The 17124-nt window shown below is 63.8% G+C and carries 12 protein-coding genes; 8 read left to right on the top strand and 4 right to left on the bottom strand.

The genetic code is table 11. The features are described 5' to 3' along the window. The first annotated feature begins 1 nt into the window (after position 1). The 3 genes from NFH98_RS10235 to NFH98_RS10245 all read left to right on the top strand — a co-directional run bounded on the left by NFH98_RS10235 (position 2) and on the right by NFH98_RS10245 (position 5155). On the top strand, positions 2–1075 hold the full coding sequence (locus NFH98_RS10235) for an ABC transporter permease (protein ID WP_231498690.1): 1074 nt from the start codon (positions 2–4) through the stop codon (positions 1073–1075). Further along, on the top strand, positions 1065–2654 hold the full coding sequence (locus NFH98_RS10240) for an ABC transporter ATP-binding protein (protein WP_349622638.1): 1590 nt from the start codon (positions 1065–1067) through the stop codon (positions 2652–2654). The genes NFH98_RS10235 and NFH98_RS10240 overlap by 11 nt, the downstream gene beginning before the upstream one ends. A 206-nt stretch (positions 2655–2860) precedes the next feature. Next, positions 2861–5155, top strand: coding sequence for a sensor domain-containing diguanylate cyclase (locus NFH98_RS10245; RefSeq protein WP_052704431.1), 2295 nt, complete (start codon positions 2861–2863; stop codon positions 5153–5155). 181 nt (positions 5156–5336) lie between these two features. Here NFH98_RS10245 and NFH98_RS10250 read toward each other — a convergent pair whose 3' ends face one another. Next, a complete protein-coding gene (locus NFH98_RS10250; RefSeq protein ID WP_045993727.1) occupies positions 5337–6032 on the bottom strand; it encodes a pseudouridine synthase in 696 nt (231 codons plus the stop codon). Continuing rightward, positions 6032–6847 (bottom strand): amidohydrolase, encoded by an 816-nt coding sequence (locus tag NFH98_RS10255; RefSeq protein ID WP_045993728.1) that lies wholly within the window; start codon positions 6845–6847, stop codon positions 6032–6034. Before NFH98_RS10255 ends, NFH98_RS10250 begins: the two co-directional genes overlap by 1 nt. A gap of 220 nt (positions 6848–7067) precedes the next feature. On the opposite strand from NFH98_RS10255, the gene rarD reads away from it, so the two are divergent. Continuing rightward, a complete protein-coding gene (gene rarD, locus NFH98_RS10260) occupies positions 7068–7967 on the top strand; it encodes an EamA family transporter RarD (RefSeq protein ID WP_045993729.1) in 900 nt (299 codons plus the stop codon). Here the strand turns inward: rarD and NFH98_RS10265 are convergent. Further along, positions 7943–10372 carry an EAL domain-containing protein gene (locus NFH98_RS10265; RefSeq protein WP_349622639.1) on the bottom strand — a complete coding sequence of 810 codons (2430 nt, stop codon included), beginning with the start codon at positions 10370–10372 and terminating at the stop codon, positions 7943–7945. The genes rarD and NFH98_RS10265 overlap by 25 nt on opposite strands. Positions 10373–10657: 285 nt before the next feature. Here NFH98_RS10265 and NFH98_RS10270 point away from each other — a divergent pair, with 285 nt between their 5' ends. From NFH98_RS10270 to NFH98_RS10285, 4 genes are all read left to right on the top strand, one after another. Next, positions 10658–11815: an NAD(P)/FAD-dependent oxidoreductase gene (locus NFH98_RS10270; protein ID WP_349622640.1), complete on the top strand. Its 1158-nt coding sequence runs from the start codon at positions 10658–10660 to the stop codon at positions 11813–11815. A 99-nt stretch (positions 11816–11914) separates the two neighbouring features. Continuing rightward, positions 11915–13627, top strand: coding sequence for a SulP family inorganic anion transporter (locus NFH98_RS10275; RefSeq protein ID WP_045993732.1), 1713 nt, complete (start codon positions 11915–11917; stop codon positions 13625–13627). 237 nt (positions 13628–13864) lie between these two features. Further along, positions 13865–14551: a DNA-binding transcriptional regulator CsiR gene (gene csiR, locus NFH98_RS10280; protein ID WP_108449393.1), complete on the top strand. Its 687-nt coding sequence runs from the start codon at positions 13865–13867 to the stop codon at positions 14549–14551. 276 nt (positions 14552–14827) lie between these two features. After that, a complete protein-coding gene (locus NFH98_RS10285) occupies positions 14828–15040 on the top strand; it encodes a YlcI/YnfO family protein (RefSeq protein ID WP_045993734.1) in 213 nt (70 codons plus the stop codon). 156 nt (positions 15041–15196) lie between these two features. Here NFH98_RS10285 and NFH98_RS10290 read toward each other — a convergent pair whose 3' ends face one another. Next, entirely contained in the window at positions 15197–17101 is a 1905-nt protein-coding gene (locus NFH98_RS10290; RefSeq protein WP_349622641.1) for a protein kinase domain-containing protein, read from the bottom strand. Between the last annotated feature and the right edge of the window lie 23 nt (positions 17102–17124).

Here is a 17124-nt window from a genome sequence, read left to right on the forward strand (position 1 = left end):
CGTGCCTAGCCTTTCTCCCATCACCCGCCGTCGCCTCGCCGTCTTTCGCCACCAGCGCCGTGCCTGGTGGTCACTGTGGGCCTTCGGCCTACTGTTCGTGCTCAGCCTGGGGGCCGAACTCATCGCCAATGACAAGCCGCTGCTGGTGCAGTATCAGCAGCAATGGTACTTCCCGATGCTGGTCGACTATCCGGATACCGTCTTCGACGGCTTTCTGCCGACCGCGGCCGACTATCACGATGACTTCACCCGCAACGCCATCGAGTCGGATGGCTGGATGCTGTGGGCGCCGATTCCGTTCTCCTACGACACTCTGGACGAGTATCTCGACCACCCTGCGCCGTCACCCCCGGATGGCCGCCACTGGCTGGGTACCGATGACCAGGGACGTGACGTGCTGGCGCGGGTGATCTACGGCTTTCGCCTGTCGGTGATCTTTGCTCTGGTGCTGACCGCCGGATCGCTGGTGCTGGGGGTGCTGGCCGGTGGCGTGCAGGGCTATTTCGGCGGCAAGGTCGACCTGATCGGCCAGCGCCTGACCGAGATATGGTCGGGGTTGCCGGTGCTGTTCCTGCTGATCATCCTGGCCAGCCTGGTGGAACCCAATCTGTGGTGGCTGCTCGGGATCATGCTGCTGTTTTCCTGGCTCGGACTGGTGGATATCGTGCGTGCCGAGTTTCTGCGCGCGCGCAATCTGGAGTACGTACGGGCGGCCAAGGCCATGGGGCTGCCGTCGCATCTGATCATGTGGCGCCATGTGCTGCCCAACGCCATGGTGGCGACCCTGACCTTCATACCCTTCCTCTTCACCGGCGCCATCACCACCCTCACGGCGCTGGATTTTCTCGGGTTCGGGCTGCCGCCAGGTTCGCCTTCCCTTGGCGAGCTGGTGGCCCAGGGCAAGAACAACCTCCAGGCGCCATGGCTTGGGATTACCGCCTTCATGACCCTGGCGGTCATGCTGTCGCTGCTGGTATTTATCGGCGAGGGGATCCGCGACGCCTTCGACCCGCGCCACGTCCAAAGCGCCAGCGGCAACACGACACCGCAAGGAAGCCCCGCGCATGAACAATGACACCCTGCTGTCGCTGGATCGGCTGTCGATCGGCTTCGGCGACACCACCGTGGTCAAGGAACTGTCGCTGGACGTCAGGCGCGGAGAGACCCTGGCGCTGGTGGGTGAGTCGGGGTCCGGCAAGTCGGTCACCGCGCTTGGCGCGCTCAACCTGCTGCCGCCCAACGCCACAATCAAAGGCGGTAGATGGCTCGGCGACACCGACCTGTCGCGGCTGACGCCGCGTAAATGGCAGGGGCTGCTCGGCAACCGCGTCGGTTTCGTGTTTCAGGAGCCGATGACCTCTCTCAATCCGCTGCACACCATCGGACGACAGCTGGCGGAGACCCTGCGCCTGCACCAGGGCCTGCGAGGCCGCGGGGCTCGCCACCGCTGCCGCGAACTGCTGGAACAGGTAAAACTGCCGCGAGCCGAGGAACTGCTCGATGCCTGGCCCCACCAGCTGTCCGGCGGGCAGCGTCAGCGGGTAATGATCGCCATGGCCATCGCCAACCAGCCTGAGCTGCTGGTGGCCGATGAACCCACCACCGCCCTGGACGTGACCGTACAGCAGGAGGTACTCGCCCTGCTGGCCGAGCTGCGTGATCACCACGGCATGGGCATGCTGTTCATCACCCACGACCTGAATCTGGTGCGTCGACACGCCGACCGCGTGTGTGTCATGCGTCATGGCGAGCACCAGGAAACCGGGACCGTCGAGCGGGTCTTCCAATCCCCCCAGAGCGCCCACGCGCGGGAGTTGCTGGACGCCGAGCCGGAAGGTGTCCCGACCCCCTGTAGCGATGCCCCGACCCTGATCGAGGCCCGCCAGCTAAGCGTCACCTTCGAACGGCGCCGACGCCTGTTCCAGCGTCCCCAGCCCGGCTTCGAAGCGCTGGCCCCGCTGGACTTGCACATCGCCGCCGGCGAGACCCTGGGCGTGGTCGGCGAATCGGGATCCGGCAAGACCACCCTGGCCTCCGCTCTACTGCGCCTGAACCAGGCCAAGGGGGTCATCGACTTCGCCGGCGCCAGGCTGGATCAGCTATCGGGCAAGGCACTGCGCCAGCAGCGCAGAAATCTGCAGATCGTGTTCCAGGACCCCTACGGCTCTCTCTCTCCGCGAATGCCGGTGGCGGATATCATCAGCGAGGGACTTCGCTATCATCAGCCTGAGCTTTCCGAGCAGGAAGTCAGCGCTCGGGTCCGTGCGACCTTGCGTGAGGTGGAGCTCCCGGAACACGTCGCCCAACGCTATCCCCACGAGTTCTCCGGCGGTCAGCGCCAACGCATCGCGGTGGCCCGAGCGATCATCCTCGAGCCGCGCCTGATCGTACTCGATGAACCGACCTCGGCACTGGACAGGACAGTGCAGAAACAACTGATCGCCCTGCTCAGGGACCTCCAGGCACGGCGCGGACTGAGCTATCTGTTCATCAGCCACGACCTGGCGGTAGTGCGCGCCATGGCCCACAGGGTGATGGTGCTGAAGGAAGGCCGTCTGATCGAACAGGGGGCCTGCATGGACGTACTTTCCCGGCCGGCCGATCCCTACACCAGGGCTCTGGTCAAGGCGGCGGGGCTTGAGCCCCAGAGATGAAGCAAGGCTGACAGGAGGTGTCCCGACAGGGGGGCGGTAGAAGGCATGGCATCTGAGCGCGGTTGCAGCCAAATGCGCTCCATGGCGGTTCATGCCGGGACTGGGGCCGTCCAGGCCTCAAACGTTTATTCTTTCGACTATGCCGTCGAATGTTGTTATTGCCACCTCGTTCTATACTGGCCGGGTTACCGTCTATAGGTCTCGCCATGTTCCGCTGCATCACGCTTCTTGTACTCGCCCTGCTCTGGCTGCCCGGCAGTCAGGTACTGGCTGGCGAGCTCGCGTTGAATGATGACTGGCAATATCGTTGGGGGGACTCGCCCCGCACTCCTGACGGAGAGCTTGAGTGGCTCACCGCCGCTGAAGGGGAATGGAAGTCCCTGGAGGGCATCGGCAATCCCCCGGGTCGTGACGGTCGCGACAGCCTCTGGCTGCGTCGGGAGTTGCCCGCCGGTGACTGGCTTCAGCCGGCGCTGTTCGTCTCAAGCCTCAACCTGGTCGCCGAAGCCTACGTCGATGGGCAACACGTCTATCGCCACGGTCAGCTCGAAGGACCGGACGCCGGGGCCTTCGCCGGCTGGACCTGGCACGCCATCGAGCTGCCCTCGCCCACCCAGGGCAAGACCCTGTACCTGCGCCTGAAGTCGTCCTACAAGGACATCGGGCTTTGGGGCAAGGTCGTGATCATGGAACAGTCACGGATACTGCCCTCGATTCTCGAGGCCACCAAGGGCGAACTAGTGATCGCGCTTGCCTGCCTTATCGTCGCAGCCCTGGCGCTCGTGTTGATCCTGACCCAGCCCGAACGCTGGCGGCTGGGTAGCCTCGGGCTCTTCTCGCTGGCGGTCGGTTTGATGGTGCTGGCCGAGAGCGACGCCAGCCAATTGATCGTGTTCGCGCCCCTGGCGTGGGACTATGTCGCCGCCATTGCCTATTTTTCTTTGCCGGTGGCCATGGCGCTGATCCTCGAGCACTGGTTTCCGCAGATCCCGCGACAGGGCATGCGACGTCTGTGGCTAGGCTTGCTGGCCTACGCCATCATCGCCCCGGCGCTGGCGATGCTGGACGTGGTATCGCTTCCTCCGACCTTTCCCTTGTTCGACCTGATACTGCTCGGGGCGCTGGCCTATATGGCACGCTGGCTGTTTCGCTATCGACGAGAGTTCGACAGCGACCAACGCCTGATCGTCGCCAGCTACGCCATCTTTGCTGCCATCGCCATCACCGACATGCTGGTGGCCCACGGCCTGGTGGGCTGGATCAGTGTACCGGTTCACCTTGGTGCCCTGGCCTTCATCGTCGCCATGATCGTCATCTCGACACGCCACTATGCTCGCTCCCAACGCCAGTTGCAGCGACTCAACGATCACCTCGAGCAAGAGGTGGCCGAGCGCACCCGACAACTGGAAAGCCTCGCAGAACAGGAGAGACAACGTGCCCTGGTGCTGGCCACCGAACACCACAAGACCCAGCGACTGGCCAGCCTGATCGACACGTTGCAGGCATGTACCAGCCTCGAGGAAGCGCTATGCCTGACCCAGCGGGCCATGCCGGAGATACTGGAACCGATGCAGGGCGCCTTCTACCGGCCTCAGGATCAGCCGGACAACATGACGCTGGAACTGTTCTGGCCCACCACCTATCGCCCCCCGGCTTGTCTGGACACCACCGCGATTCCGCCGCTTCGAACGCGCACGGAAGAAAGCCTGCCTGCCCTGGATGACCTGCTTTCGATCTCCGTCAGGAGGCCCCACTCGGACCCTTCGGCACCTTCCCCTGCCGACAACCTGCCTCACTGGGTCTTTCCGTTGGACTTGACCGGCCCGGATCGCCAGCACCGCCGACTGGGCGTGATCTGCGTCGTGCCCGACGGGCCACTGGTCAAGCGCCCGCAGTACTGGGATCGCACCCGCAGCTTCATCGAACTCGGCGTCAGCCGCCTGGCCCTGGTATTGTCGAGCATCGCCCTGCAGGAAGAACTATCGGCGCTATCCTATCGCGATGATCTGACCGGATTGCACAACCGTCGCTACTTCGATGAGCTTTTTGCCCACGAGACGGCTATTTCGTTGCGCAAGAAGAGTCCCTTGGCGGTGGTCATCCTGGACATCGACCACTTCAAGAAATTCAATGACCGCTATGGTCATGCGGCGGGTGACACGGTGCTTGAAGGGGTTGGCAGAATGCTGGCCAACAGCTTTCGTGACATCGACGTGGTCTGTCGCTTTGGTGGAGAGGAGTTCGTCGTGCTGCTGCCCGGCGCCGAGGCCGACGACGCTCATCATCGCATGCAGCGCATGTGCCACGCCCTGGCCAGCGCGAGCTTCCGCCACGAGGGCCAGAGCCTGGGTACGGTATCGGTATCCTGCGGCATCGCCAGCTTCCCGGCTACCAGCGACGATCCGAGCTGCCTGCTGGCGATGGCAGACAGCGCCCTGTATCGGGCCAAGCACGCAGGCCGGGCGCGCATCGCACTCGCCACGCCTCACGAGAACGGCTAGCCGGCCGGGCAAGCCGCCTGGAGGGGCCTGAAGCGCTCTCGCTACAGCGCCCGGCCCCGCGCTATCCAATCAGCGCCCGGCCCCGCGCCATCCAATCAGCGCCCGGCCCCACGCAGTCAATCCAGCGCCCGCTGCTGCGATCCAAACCAGCGCTCTCACACCAGCGCCCGGCCCCGCGCTGTTAAAACAGCTCGCGTTCCTCGGCTGTCAATTCACGCCATTGGCCGGGTTCGAGAGACGCATCCAGGGTCAAGGGTCCGATCGTGTGGCGATGCAGCGTTTCGACATGGTTGCCGATGGCGGCGAACATGCGACGGACTTGATGATAACGCCCTTCGACGATGGCGAGTTCGACCTCCCTCGGCCCGTGACAGGTCAGGGTAGCGGGACGCGTTGGGGTCTCCTCGCCCTCCAGCATGATGCCCTCGGCAAAACGTGCGACTGCCTCGTCAGGGTCGTCCAGGTCCCGCGCCAGCAGGGCCTGGTATATCTTGGCGCTGCGATGGCGAGGCGAGGTGATGCGGTGGGACCACTGGCCATCGTCGCTCAACAACAGCAAGCCAGTGGTGTCGACGTCCAGCCGCCCTACCGGCTGCAGACGCTCGGCCTTGGGCAGATCGATCAGGTCAACCGCCCGCGGGTAGAGTCCCCGTCTGGCCGTGCACTCCACCCCGACGGGCTTGTGCAGCATGATGTAACGAAGTCCAACCAGCTCAAGAAGTCGTCCCTCCCAGCGCACCTCGTCATCACTCGCCACATGTCGCGCAGCCTTCTTTTCAAGCTCGCCGTTGACCGTTACCTCCCCGCGCACCAGGGCTCGCTTGGCCAGGCTGCGCGTCAGGTCGGTGGTCTCGCTGAGAAAGCGGTCCAGACGCATCAGTTGGCCTCGTCATCGGCGAGTTGAAAGGCGTCGGCATCCTGCCATGCCGGGAACTTCTCCCGGAATGCCGCCAATTCGTCGCGGTCGAGCACACCGGTCTTGATAAAGGGCTCATCACGCGCCTCGTCGATCAGCGCCTCACCCTTGGCATCGATCAACATGGAGTCACCCGAGTAGGCGAGGCCCTTGGCGTCCTCACCGACGCGGTTGACACCGATCACCGGGGCCAGGTTCTCGATGGCACGCGCCTGCAGCAGCGTGCGCCAGGGATGGCGCCTCGGCGCCGGCCAGTTGGCAACACATAGAAGGGCGTCATATTCGAAGTGGGTCGATGGGTTCTGGCGTTGACGCAGCCATACCGGAAAGCGCAGGTCGTAGCAGACGCTCAGCAGGATGCGGAAGCCATTGAGCTCGACGATCACGCGCTCACGACCCATGTCGTAGCGTTCATGCTCGCCTGCCATGCGGAAGAGATGGCGCTTGTCATACCAGCTGATGTCGCCGTCCGGACGCGCCCAGACCAGGCGGTTGAAGTACTCGCCCTGCTCCTCGATGGCAACGCTGCCGGTGACCACGCAGCCTCGTTGGCGAGCCTGATCCACAAGCCATGCCACCACGCTGCTGTCCGCCATGGGCTGGGCCATCTCGCGTGAGTTCATGGTGAACCCGGTGGCGAACATTTCCGGCAGCACGATCAGGTCGGTATCGTTGGCGCCCAGGTCCGCCAGGCTGTCCTCCAGCATCCGGCAGTTGGACTCGGGATCTTCCCAGTGAAGGTTGCACTGGACAAGCGTCGTACGCAGCTGTGTCATGGTAGTCTCATCAATTGACGTCGTCCCCCTAGCCTAAACGACACAGCGCCTTGTCGCAGCAGGTGGCGACGGTCGAATGCCCCTGGCCCCGGAAAACCCACCGTCATCCGGCCTGACGCGACGCGGCGATCAGCTCAACCTTCGCTACCAACATCGATACCAACGTCGATACCAACATCGATATCAACATCGGCACCAACTCTGAACGGGAATTCGCGGCATGAAAGGACTCTCCACACCCTCGGCCCAGGGCGTCGCCTTTGCGCTGCTGGCTTATGGCACCTGGGGTGGATTCCCCCTTTTCTTCGCATTGTTCGACGGCGTGGGTGCACTCGAGATACTCGCCCATCGCGTCATCTGGTCGTGCCTCTTTCTGGCACTGGTGATCAGTCTGCTCAAGCGCTGGTCGGTCATCGCCAATATTCGCCAGGCACCTCGACAACTGCTGCCGGCGCTCGCCTGCGCTCTGCTCATCGGCGCCAACTGGGGCCTTTATATCTACTCGGTAGAGACTCACCGGGTGCTGCAGGCGAGCCTGGGCTATTTCATGACACCGCTGGTCAACGTGGCGCTGGGCGTGGTGGTGCTCAAGGAACGCGTCGCGCCGACGCAGCGCCTGGCCATTGGCCTTGCCCTCGGTGCCATCGTGCTGCAGCTATTCCAGTTGGGCACCTTGCCCTGGCTGAGCCTGTGCCTGGCGGTGTCTTTCGGCACTTACGGACTGCTGCGCAAGCAGCTTGCGCTGGACGGGCTGTCGGGCCTGTTCATCGAAACGCTGCTGCTCCTTCCACTGGCGCTGCTGCTGATACAACAGCTGCCGGTCAGCCACTTCGACGGGGCGCTATTCTTCACTGCCCCCTACAGCGCCGCGCTGCTGATGGCCTCCGGGGTGCTGACCGCCCTGCCGCTGCTGGCCTTTGCCGGCGCTGCGCGCCGGCTGACCCTCGGTACTCTGGGATTTCTGATGTACATCAATCCGACGCTGCAGTTTCTGATTGCGTTGTGGGTGTTCAATGAGCCCCTGGCGGTCGAGCAGCTTACTACCTTCGTGCTGATCTGGATCGCGCTGGCGCTCTACTCCTGGTCGAGCCTGCGTCAGCAGCGCCGAGTGCCCACCTGACGTAGTACCGTCGTCGGCATCGGGCCCGCTGGCTTCTCGCCATAGACCGCGACCAGATCCTCCAGCTCCATCGGTGGCGCGAAGAAGTAGCCCTGCCCTTCCTGGACCCCCAGGGTGATCAGCCAACTTGCGTCCTCGACGGTCTCGACGCCTTCCGCCACCACCGTCAGTTCCATGCGATGGCAGAGTCCCACCAGCGCCGCATACGCCTGACGCGCCTGATCGAAACGCCGCGCGGCGTGAAGTAATGAATAATCCAGCTTGATCGCCGCCAGGGGCAGGCGCTGAAGCAGGTTGAAGGCCGTGTAGCCGCTACCGAAGTCGTCCAGGGCGACGCCAACACCGCGTTCGTGGAGCCGCCTCATCTGTCGCTGAACCCGCTCGACGTCATCGACATGCTCGTGCTCCACCAGTTCGAGTGCCAGGCAGCGTGGAGGCAGCCGACGTCGCGCCAGTTCAGTCACCATGAAATCGGGGAAGTCATCGGCCACGAGCGTCGAAAGGTGGACATTGACCGAGACGGTACCGAGCCAGGCCGCGCCTCGCAGTTCCATCAGCCAGTCGAGGGTGCGGCCGATCACCCAACGGTCGAAACGCTCCGCCAGGCCGAGCATCAGAACGACCGGAAGAAACTCCGGTGGCGGAATATTGCCCGCGTCGGGATGACACCAGCGGATCAACACCTCGGCGCCGACCAGGGTTCTGCTCGAGGGCGCCATCTTGGGTTGGGCCACCAGACGCCATTGATTGCCGGGATTCTCGATCAGCAGACTGACCTGCCGGCACAGCCAACGCAGCTGAGTCTCGTGATAGGGACCCGCCGCGGTCACCCTGAGCACCGGACGTACCCAACCTTCGCTTTCCAGCCGCTGCACCCCCTCTTCCAGCGAAGCCAGACAGTTGCTCAGGTCGGTGGAATGGCCGGGCACCACCACCACACTGGCATGCCAGCGCAGGACCCGTGCGCTGTCGCGTTGCTGAAACTGCCCCACCAGGGCCAGGTAGCTATCGAGCTGGGATTCCACATCGGGTCCGTGGGCCTGGGCAGGGACCATGCCGATCAGCTGCTCTTCGCCCCCCAGATACAGCCGCCAGCCCTTGGGGAGGTGCGCCTTGAAGACATCGATACTGATCCGTAGAAGACCCTCCAGGCTGCCGCTGCCAAAGCGCCTGCGATAGCTCCTGAGTTCGGGTGAGACCAGCACAAACAGCCACTCCACCTCCTCGCATCGACTGCCTCGATAGTCGCTTACCAACGCCAGCCTGGTAGGCAGACCAAAGCGCTGATCGACCATCAACTTGCGACGAAGACGTCGTGACCTGTTGCGCGCCACCAGCAAGGCCCCCACGCCCAGCAGCGAGCCAACCGCCACCACCGACACCCCGTACAACGCCTGACGATACTCCCGCGCGACCTGCTCCAGCCGCCCGCGAACGCCGATCCACTGGAACGGGAGGTTGTCATGGCCCTCGAACAGACGGTACCAGCGGGCATCGATCAGGTGACGCTGGGCCATCACCGAGGAACTGGCCGGTACCAGGTCAAAGGCTGGCGTCAGCGCCAGTTCCACGGCGGCGTGGGCAAGGAAGTCGACATCGAGAATCGCCCCGCCGGCACAGCCTATCGCCATCTGGAATTCGAAATGGCAGAACACCGGATAGCCCTGGGCGGCCAGCGCTTCCAGTCGATGGGCGGTACTTCCCGCCCCTTCGGACCAACCGGAGTCCTGCCCCCCTTGCATGTACAGTCGAGTTCCCGGGGGACTTCGCGACAATCGCTCGATCACCTCCTCCGGGGTCCAGCCAGTGACCACATCGACCAGGGTCACATCGGCGACACTGCCGATCACCTCCACCATGTCATCGACGACATTGAAGGCGTGTTCGGAGTCTTCGGCCAGCAGCATCAAAGGCACCGGTGAGCCAAAGGTTTCCACCAGCATATTGAGCGACTGCGCCATGACCGGGTAGGACTTGAGCAGTTTCACTCCAAGCGCCTGGGCCTGCTCCCTGAAGCGGTCATCATTGAGTCCCAGTGCCACCACCTTGCGCGGCCAGGGGAGCTCGTCACGATACTCCAGATAGAAGGCCATGGCGGGGTCATCGGCAATGATCAGACTGCCGCTTTCATTCAAGGTGCTGGCGGTCAATCGCTGGAGCAGGGCCTCATGGGCCAGCGGCCGCGCCAGTCGCAGCGCATCGACATACTCCACCAGCAGTTGTCGGTCTGCGCTGGCTTCGTGACGAAAACGCGCCTCGACACTGCTGACCACATCGTCATTCCACCGGTACCCCTGGTGGTAAGAGGTCAACAGTGTCAGTGAAGCACCCTGCGACTCGTCCAGTTCATCACCCGATAGCATCGCAGAAGCGACCATGGCCACCAGGCCAAGGGTGGTCGGCACAAGTCTCCTGAGTCTCACCAGTAGCAGTGACCTCAACCACGGGAGAGGGCACGGCCCGAGCAGGATGTGCATGAGTAAGGCTCCCACGGGAGCGTCTGCTGGCGACGTTCGATCAAGTGCTGTCTCGCCCCGTAGATGAAGCCTAGAAGCCACCGATGCTCCGCTCGCGCTCCCTTTGGAGGTAGCGATGGACTGAAGATGGGGTTAGGTCCAGCGCGCACCGTCTTTGACCTCGCGCATGTCAGCCGGGATGATCGCTACTCGCTTTCAGGATGACGGCCGCCCATGTCCTCGACCACCGCGCGATCCCGCCCCACCGCTATCGGCAGCAAGCCACGGCTGCTGCTGATCGGGGCAGGCCACGCCCATCTGCATCTGCTGCACCAGAGCTCCTTGCTGTCGCGCTTCGATGTCACCCTGGTCGACCCCGGCGCCTTCTGGTACTCGGGCCTGGCCAGCGGCGTGCTGGCCGGCGACCATTCCCCTGCGACCGACAGGATCGATCCAGCGGCGATCTGTCATGGGCGAGGGGTTGCGCTGGTCAGGGCGCGTCTTTGTGCGCTGAACACCGACATGCGCCAGGCGCTGCTGTCCAACGGGACCTCTCTGGCGTTTGATCGACTGGGGCTGAATCTGGGCTCTGCTCCTGCGTTGCGTTCGAGCGATGATGAAGCCAGCGGCGATAGCGCAGCCTCGCTACCAGGCGACAAGCAGACACGCTGGCAGATCAAGCCCATCCCCCACCTGGTGCGGCTGCGTCGCAGCCTCGAGCGTCGGTTTCAGTGCCGACAGTCGGTGAGTGTCGAGATTCTCGGTGCCGGCGCCAGCGGGGTCGAGATCGCCTGCGCCATCGAAGCACTCGGCCGCCGCCACCAGCTCGCCGCTGGTGCTCTGACCATTCGCCTGCGACATCGCGGCTCTGGCCCCTTGCCAGAAGCGCCCGCGCGAGCCCGACGCTACCTGTTGGCAGCCCTGGAGCGTCGCGGAATCCTTGTCGTCGACAGCCTCCATGACCGACATCTGCCGGCGTCCGACATCATCGACGCCACTGGGCTGGGTCCTCCGCGAGGACTCGAGAGGTTCGGCCTGCCGACGATCGATGGTCGCGGCATAGCCATCGACTCGTCGCTTAAGGTCCAGGGGACCGACGGCGTCTTTGCCAGCGGAGACTGTGCTGCACTGATCGACCATCCCTTGCCACGGTTGGGCGTCCACGGGGTTCGTCAGGGCCCCGTACTGGCTCGCAACCTGATCGCATCGCTGGACCCGCAGGCGTCACTGACCTCTTACCGCCCGCCTGCGCGGGCCTTGTCCATCGTCAATCTCGGCCACGGCGAAGCTTTAGCGCTCTACGGAAACGCCTGGTGGGGCGGACGACTGGCCAGCCGTCTGAAACGTCATCTGGACCTGAATTTCATGCAGCGTACCAGGCGTCTGCGCTGACAAGACTCTACTCGCTCACCGCTTTCGGCTAGGCTAGAGGTTTATCGGCAAGCGCCTGCGCCAGGCCCCCAATACCCTGACTAGGACGTCGGCATTTCCATGATCAAGCGTTACCTTCCGATTCTTGCCTGGTTGCCACACTATACGCCGCGTCTGCTGGGGGGCGATCTGCTGGCGGGTATCATCGTCACCGTCATGGTGATCCCCCAGTCGCTGGCCTACGCCATTCTGGCGGGTCTGCCTGCCGTGGTCGGACTCTATGCCAGTCTGCTACCGGCGGTGGTCTACGCCATGCTGGGCACCAGCCGGTCGCTGGCGGTGGGCCCGGTGGCGATCATCGCTCTGATGACTGGCGCCGCTCTGACCAAGGTGGCCACTCCCGGTAGCGCCGCGTACGTCGAGGCGGCGCTGGTGCTGGCACTGCTGTCGGGACTGATGCTGACCGCCATGGGCATGCTGCGCCTGGGCTTTTTCGCCAACTTTCTCAGCCACCCGGTCATCGGTGGCTTTCTCTCGGCCTCGGGACTGCTGATCGCCATCAGTCAGCTATCTCACCTGCTGGGCATCGAGGCCGGTGGCTATACCGCCCTGGCACTGATCTACAGCCAGCTATCCCACCTCGACCAGACTAACCTGATGACCCTGGCGATGGGCGCCTCGACCCTGCTTTTCCTGTGGGCGACCCGCCGCTATGGGCAACACGCTCTGACGGCACTGGGCCTGCCCAGGGGGCCTGCCAGCATGCTGGTACGCGCAGGTCCCGTGGCGGCGGTGGTCATCACCACGCTGATCAGCTGGCGATGGGATCTTGCCTCCAGGGGGGTTGCGACCGTGGGGCAGATCCCCGCCGGCCTGCCAGCCTTCGGTCTGCCGACATTCGAGCTGGGCCTGTGGCACGCGCTGCTGGTGCCGGCGCTATTGATCAGTGTGGTGGGCTTTGTCGAGTCCATCTCGATGGCCCAGATGCTGGCCGCAAAGCGCCGCGAGCGCGTCTCCCCCAATCAGGAGTTGATCGGACTCGGCGGCGCCAACCTGGCCGCTGCTGTCACCGCCGGCATGCCGGTCACCGGCGGACTGTCGCGCACCGTGATCAATCAGCAGTCTGGTGCACGCACCCCCATGGCCGGTCTGTTTGCCGCCATCGGTATCGGTGTGGTGACGCTGGCGCTCACCCCCCTGCTGGAACATCTTCCGATCGCCACCCTCGCCGCCACCATCACCGTGGCCATACTGACGCTGGTGGATATCCCGCTGATTCGCCAGACCTGGCGCTACTCCCGCAGCGACTTCTCGGCCCTGGCGGTGACCATGCTGCTGACGCTGGTGGAGGGCGTCGAAGCCGGCATCATCGCCGGGGTAGGTCTCTCGATTGCGCTTTTCCTGTACCGTACCAGTCGCCCCCACAGCGCCATCGTCGGTCGCATCCCTGGCAGTGAGCACTTCCGCTCGATCACCCGGCATCAGGTCGAGACCGTCAGCCATCTCGCCCTGTTCCGGGTCGACGAAAGCCTCTATTTCGCCAACGCCCGCTATCTCGAAGACACCCTCTATACACTGGTGGCCCAGCGCCCCGAGCTGAGCGACGTGGTACTTATCTGCTCTGCAGTGAATCTGATCGACGCCTCGGCGCTGGAAAGCCTGGACGCGATCAACGCCCGTCTGAAGGACTCTCGCGTCACCCTACACCTGGCCGAGGTCAAGGGGCCGGTGATGGACCGGCTGAAGCATTCCGACTTTCTCGATGAATTGACCGGCCGCGTGTTCCTGAGTACCTATGCCGCCTGGACGGAGCTTCGACGCACCCGGGACTGATCCACCAGACTCGCCTCGCCGGACGATGCCCGGTAGCTGCCCGACAACCACCAGGCGAGGCCGGAGCCGCGTCGCTCTTGCGGGTCGAAGGGCCCGCCTCGTGCCATCGTTGCCGCAGATAGGAAAGCCACACCTGCTGCCATCGACACATCTGGGTGCCGACCGATGCCTTAGGAGAATATCGACATTGTCGGCATTGCGGTAAGATGGCCCGGTGATACATGGACGGGCCACGAGATGGAAGACTCACCCAAGCAGAACCTCGCCATCAGCGCTTACCGCTGGCTCAAGCAGGACATCATTCGTGGCGTCTTCGCCCCGGGCGAAAAGCTGTTGATGGCAAGGCTGAAAGAACGCTACGACCTGGGCGTGGGGCCGCTGCGCGAAGCCCTGTCCCAGCTGGTTGCCGACCGTCTGGTGGTTGCCATCAGTCAACGCGGTTATCGGGTGGCCCCCATGTCGCTGGCGGAGCTCGAGGATCTGTACGATGCCCGCGCCCAGCTCGAGGGGCTGATGCTGGAGTTGGCCATCCAACGCGGTGACGATCGCTGGGAAGCCGATATCATCGCTACCGCGCACACCCTGGCCAAGGTCGAAAGCGTCAGCTCCTCCGAGGAGCTGCTCGATATCTGGGACAGTCGCCACAAGGCCTACCACAGTGCCATCGTGGCCGGTTGCAACTCGCCTCATCTGATGCAGGTGCGCGACACCCTGTTCGACCAGGTCGAGCGCTACCGTCACCTGTGGCTTCGCGAGACGGTGTTTTCCAGCGAGGCCCTGGCGGTCAAGCGTGACGAACATGCGGCACTGACCGAGGCGGTATTGAGTCGGGACGCCGGCAAGGCCCGGCGCATGATGCGTGACCATCTGATGACGCCGGTACCGATCATCACCGAAGTGATGGCCCGGCGCGGCCTGGATTGAGTCACCATGACGGCGCTTACGCTTGAGCAAGGCAGTTGGCCTGCGCTCACCTGCGCTCAAAGAAGGGCCACACTCCCGCCTCGGCGCGCAGTGAGCTACTCCCCAAGGGAGAGCGACAGCGCCAGACGGATAGCTGCACACTTGGAAGTGCACCGTGCCTGGTCCTGAACCTCGATGGGCGCGGGCACCGTCTAGACAGGGCCCGGGATTGTCACCCGTAACACCTAGACTTTTCATAAATCTGATAGCCGTACGCGTTGCCACCGGAGGAATACCATGCCCCATCTACTCAGATTCTCGCGGGACCTGGAGGCACGCCTGGATTTCCTGGCCGAAAAGACCGGCCTGTCGAAGGCTGCACTGATCGAACGTCTGGTCAGCGAAGGCGCCGAGGTCCTCGAAGCCGAGCTGGCCCACGAGGGCGCCGGCAGCCAGCGTGCAGAGCGCTCCATCGATCAACTGCTGCGCGAAAGCGGGCTCGGCGCCTGACGACTCGCCTGAAAAGTGCCTGCGCTCGGTAATACGGCGTTAAAAATCGGCTGGTGCGCCAGCCCGGTTAAAATGCTCATTTACACCCCGTAAACTGCGCTTTCTCACCGATTTTTGCCTTGTCTAACCTTCGCTCGTCAACTTTTCGGACAAAACCTAGCGCTGCGCCTGGTGCAGACCTTCTCGCAGCGCTTCTGACTCCCCCCCGACCGGCTGCTCGGACATCGTTCTTGCCAGCGCCGCTCTGGGATCGCGAGGATAGTAGCGTTCCGGCTGGCGTGCCACGTGGGGAAAGAACCGCGTGTCCTTGTAGGGCATCTTCATGAAGCCGGAGATACCCAGTCCCTCGATCAGCTTCACCGCATCGACGATGTCCTCGAGACAGTCATGGAATTCCTGCTCCCTTGAAGGGTCGAGCAGCCGATAGTGGTGGTGAATCTTGAGATGCGACGGCAGCACCTCGAAGATGATCATGCCGGTGTGGTGGATATCATTGAGCGCCTGCAACGAGGTGATGATCGCCTCCGGCAGGACCAGCAATTCCTCGGGGTCGGGACCGTCCTCGAAATAGCTGTGCAGACGGGAGCGATCCTCCAGTTCCGGCACCGCGCTGACCTCATAGGACAGTTTCAGCGACGGATCGACCACGAAGGGGTGATCCGGACTGGTCCGCTCCAGGTGCAGGGTATCGCGGGCATTGAACAGGCAACTCTTGAAGATGCCCCGCCGATGGATCGCCCGCGCCAGGGTCACCATGTTGTTGACCGCCGCCACGAAGGCTCGCTTGAGCCCTGCATCGTGCAGATTCAATGACGAGTCGATATAGACGCCATCGGCCTCCCAGCGCACCGCCAGTCCTCCGACCACCGGGTACTTGCCCAGCCGGCTGACGGCGGCCAGAAAGGCCTTTTCGGTCTCCCCCATGCCCTGCATGAAGTTGCGATAGTAGCGATCGAGCTGAACATCGTTGACGTCATTGAGCGTCTCCTCCACGCCCTCTTCCCTCAGAAAAGCCTTGCGCGAGCTGTACACCACGGTATCGATCTCGCGACTCAGCGCGCGGCTCCACACCGGCACCTGTGCCACTTCCTGGGGCCGCGGCAGATCGAGCATCACCAACCGTCCCAGGCGCGGCATTTCGGTAATGAAGTGGTCGCCGGCCCTCAACCGCACCTCGGGGTCGGGATCGAGCATCCCGTCCAGGGTCCTGGCAAACTCCATCGGCAGACCCAGCGAGGTGGCGGGGATGGCGCGATGTCCAAAACGGCAGGACTGCGCCGAGGCCAGCGCGTAGAGGGTCCCGGCGACACCCTGCTCGTCGAAGCGCGGTGATGACAGCGCGCCCCCAAGCTGGTCCTCGCCGATAAAATAGACGTCCCCGAGCCTGGCGTTGGTCTGCTGCAGATTGTCGGACATCAGCTCCATCACGTTGGCGGTGACGAACTGCAGCCGTGCGTCGAGCTGTGCAAATACCGACGACCCCCAGTCGATCAGCGCCACCGTTTCGTCGCGGGCGTCAAACACCAGATTCGACGGTTTGATGTCGCCATGGACCACCGGCTTTCTCGGGGCGCCGGCGGGGGTGGTTTCACGCCTCAGCTCACGCAGGATATCGGCCAGTTGGGTGGCGATACGCACCACCAGCCGCGGTGACAGCCGACCCTGACGCAGCGATACCTCTTCCAGATTGAGCCCCGGGGCCCGCTCCATCACCAGAATCGCCTGGTGGCGCACCCGCTGATAGGCGACCAGCGCCGGCACACGGGGATGCACCACCTGCTCGAGCATGAAGGCCTCTTCCTCGAGGCGATCCTGCAGGTGCTGCGGCAACGTGACCCGGCTGAACTTGAAGACGTGATGGCGCTGGTCGGGACTGACCCCGGCAAACACGAAACCGTAGGCGCCCTTGCCGACCAGTTCGATGCGCCGATAGCCCAGCTGCTCTAGCTGGGTACGACACAGCGCTACCCACTCCTTGAGCTTGCGCGCGTCGTCCTGGCTGAGCAGGTAGATCGACTGATCTTCCGGGATGTAGAACTGCTGCAACGGGGCCTGGGGCATGGCGGTATCCTCCACCGATACAC

It is taken from the genome of Halomonas sp. H33-56 (assembly GCF_040147035.1).
In the GTDB taxonomy this organism is placed as follows: domain Bacteria; phylum Pseudomonadota; class Gammaproteobacteria; order Pseudomonadales; family Halomonadaceae; genus Halomonas; species Halomonas litopenaei.

What these genes read in the sequence shown, in the direction of transcription:
- NFH98_RS10270 (WP_349622640.1), top strand. Translation starts at nt 10,658, where the DNA reads ATGTCCTCGACCACCGCGCGATCCCGCCCCACCGCTATCGGCAGCAAG.
- NFH98_RS10290 (WP_349622641.1), bottom strand. Translation starts at nt 17,101, where the DNA reads ATGCCCCAGGCCCCGTTGCAGCAGTTCTACATCCCGGAAGATCAGTCG.
- NFH98_RS10255 (WP_045993728.1), bottom strand. Translation starts at nt 6,847, where the DNA reads ATGACACAGCTGCGTACGACGCTTGTCCAGTGCAACCTTCACTGGGAA.
- NFH98_RS10285 (WP_045993734.1), top strand. Translation starts at nt 14,828, where the DNA reads ATGCCCCATCTACTCAGATTCTCGCGGGACCTGGAGGCACGCCTGGAT.
- NFH98_RS10240 (WP_349622638.1), top strand. Translation starts at nt 1,065, where the DNA reads ATGAACAATGACACCCTGCTGTCGCTGGATCGGCTGTCGATCGGCTTC.
- NFH98_RS10275 (WP_045993732.1), top strand. Translation starts at nt 11,915, where the DNA reads ATGATCAAGCGTTACCTTCCGATTCTTGCCTGGTTGCCACACTATACG.
- NFH98_RS10245 (WP_052704431.1), top strand. Translation starts at nt 2,861, where the DNA reads ATGTTCCGCTGCATCACGCTTCTTGTACTCGCCCTGCTCTGGCTGCCC.
- csiR (WP_108449393.1), top strand. Translation starts at nt 13,865, where the DNA reads ATGGAAGACTCACCCAAGCAGAACCTCGCCATCAGCGCTTACCGCTGG.
- NFH98_RS10250 (WP_045993727.1), bottom strand. Translation starts at nt 6,032, where the DNA reads ATGCGTCTGGACCGCTTTCTCAGCGAGACCACCGACCTGACGCGCAGC.
- rarD (WP_045993729.1), top strand. Translation starts at nt 7,068, where the DNA reads ATGAAAGGACTCTCCACACCCTCGGCCCAGGGCGTCGCCTTTGCGCTG.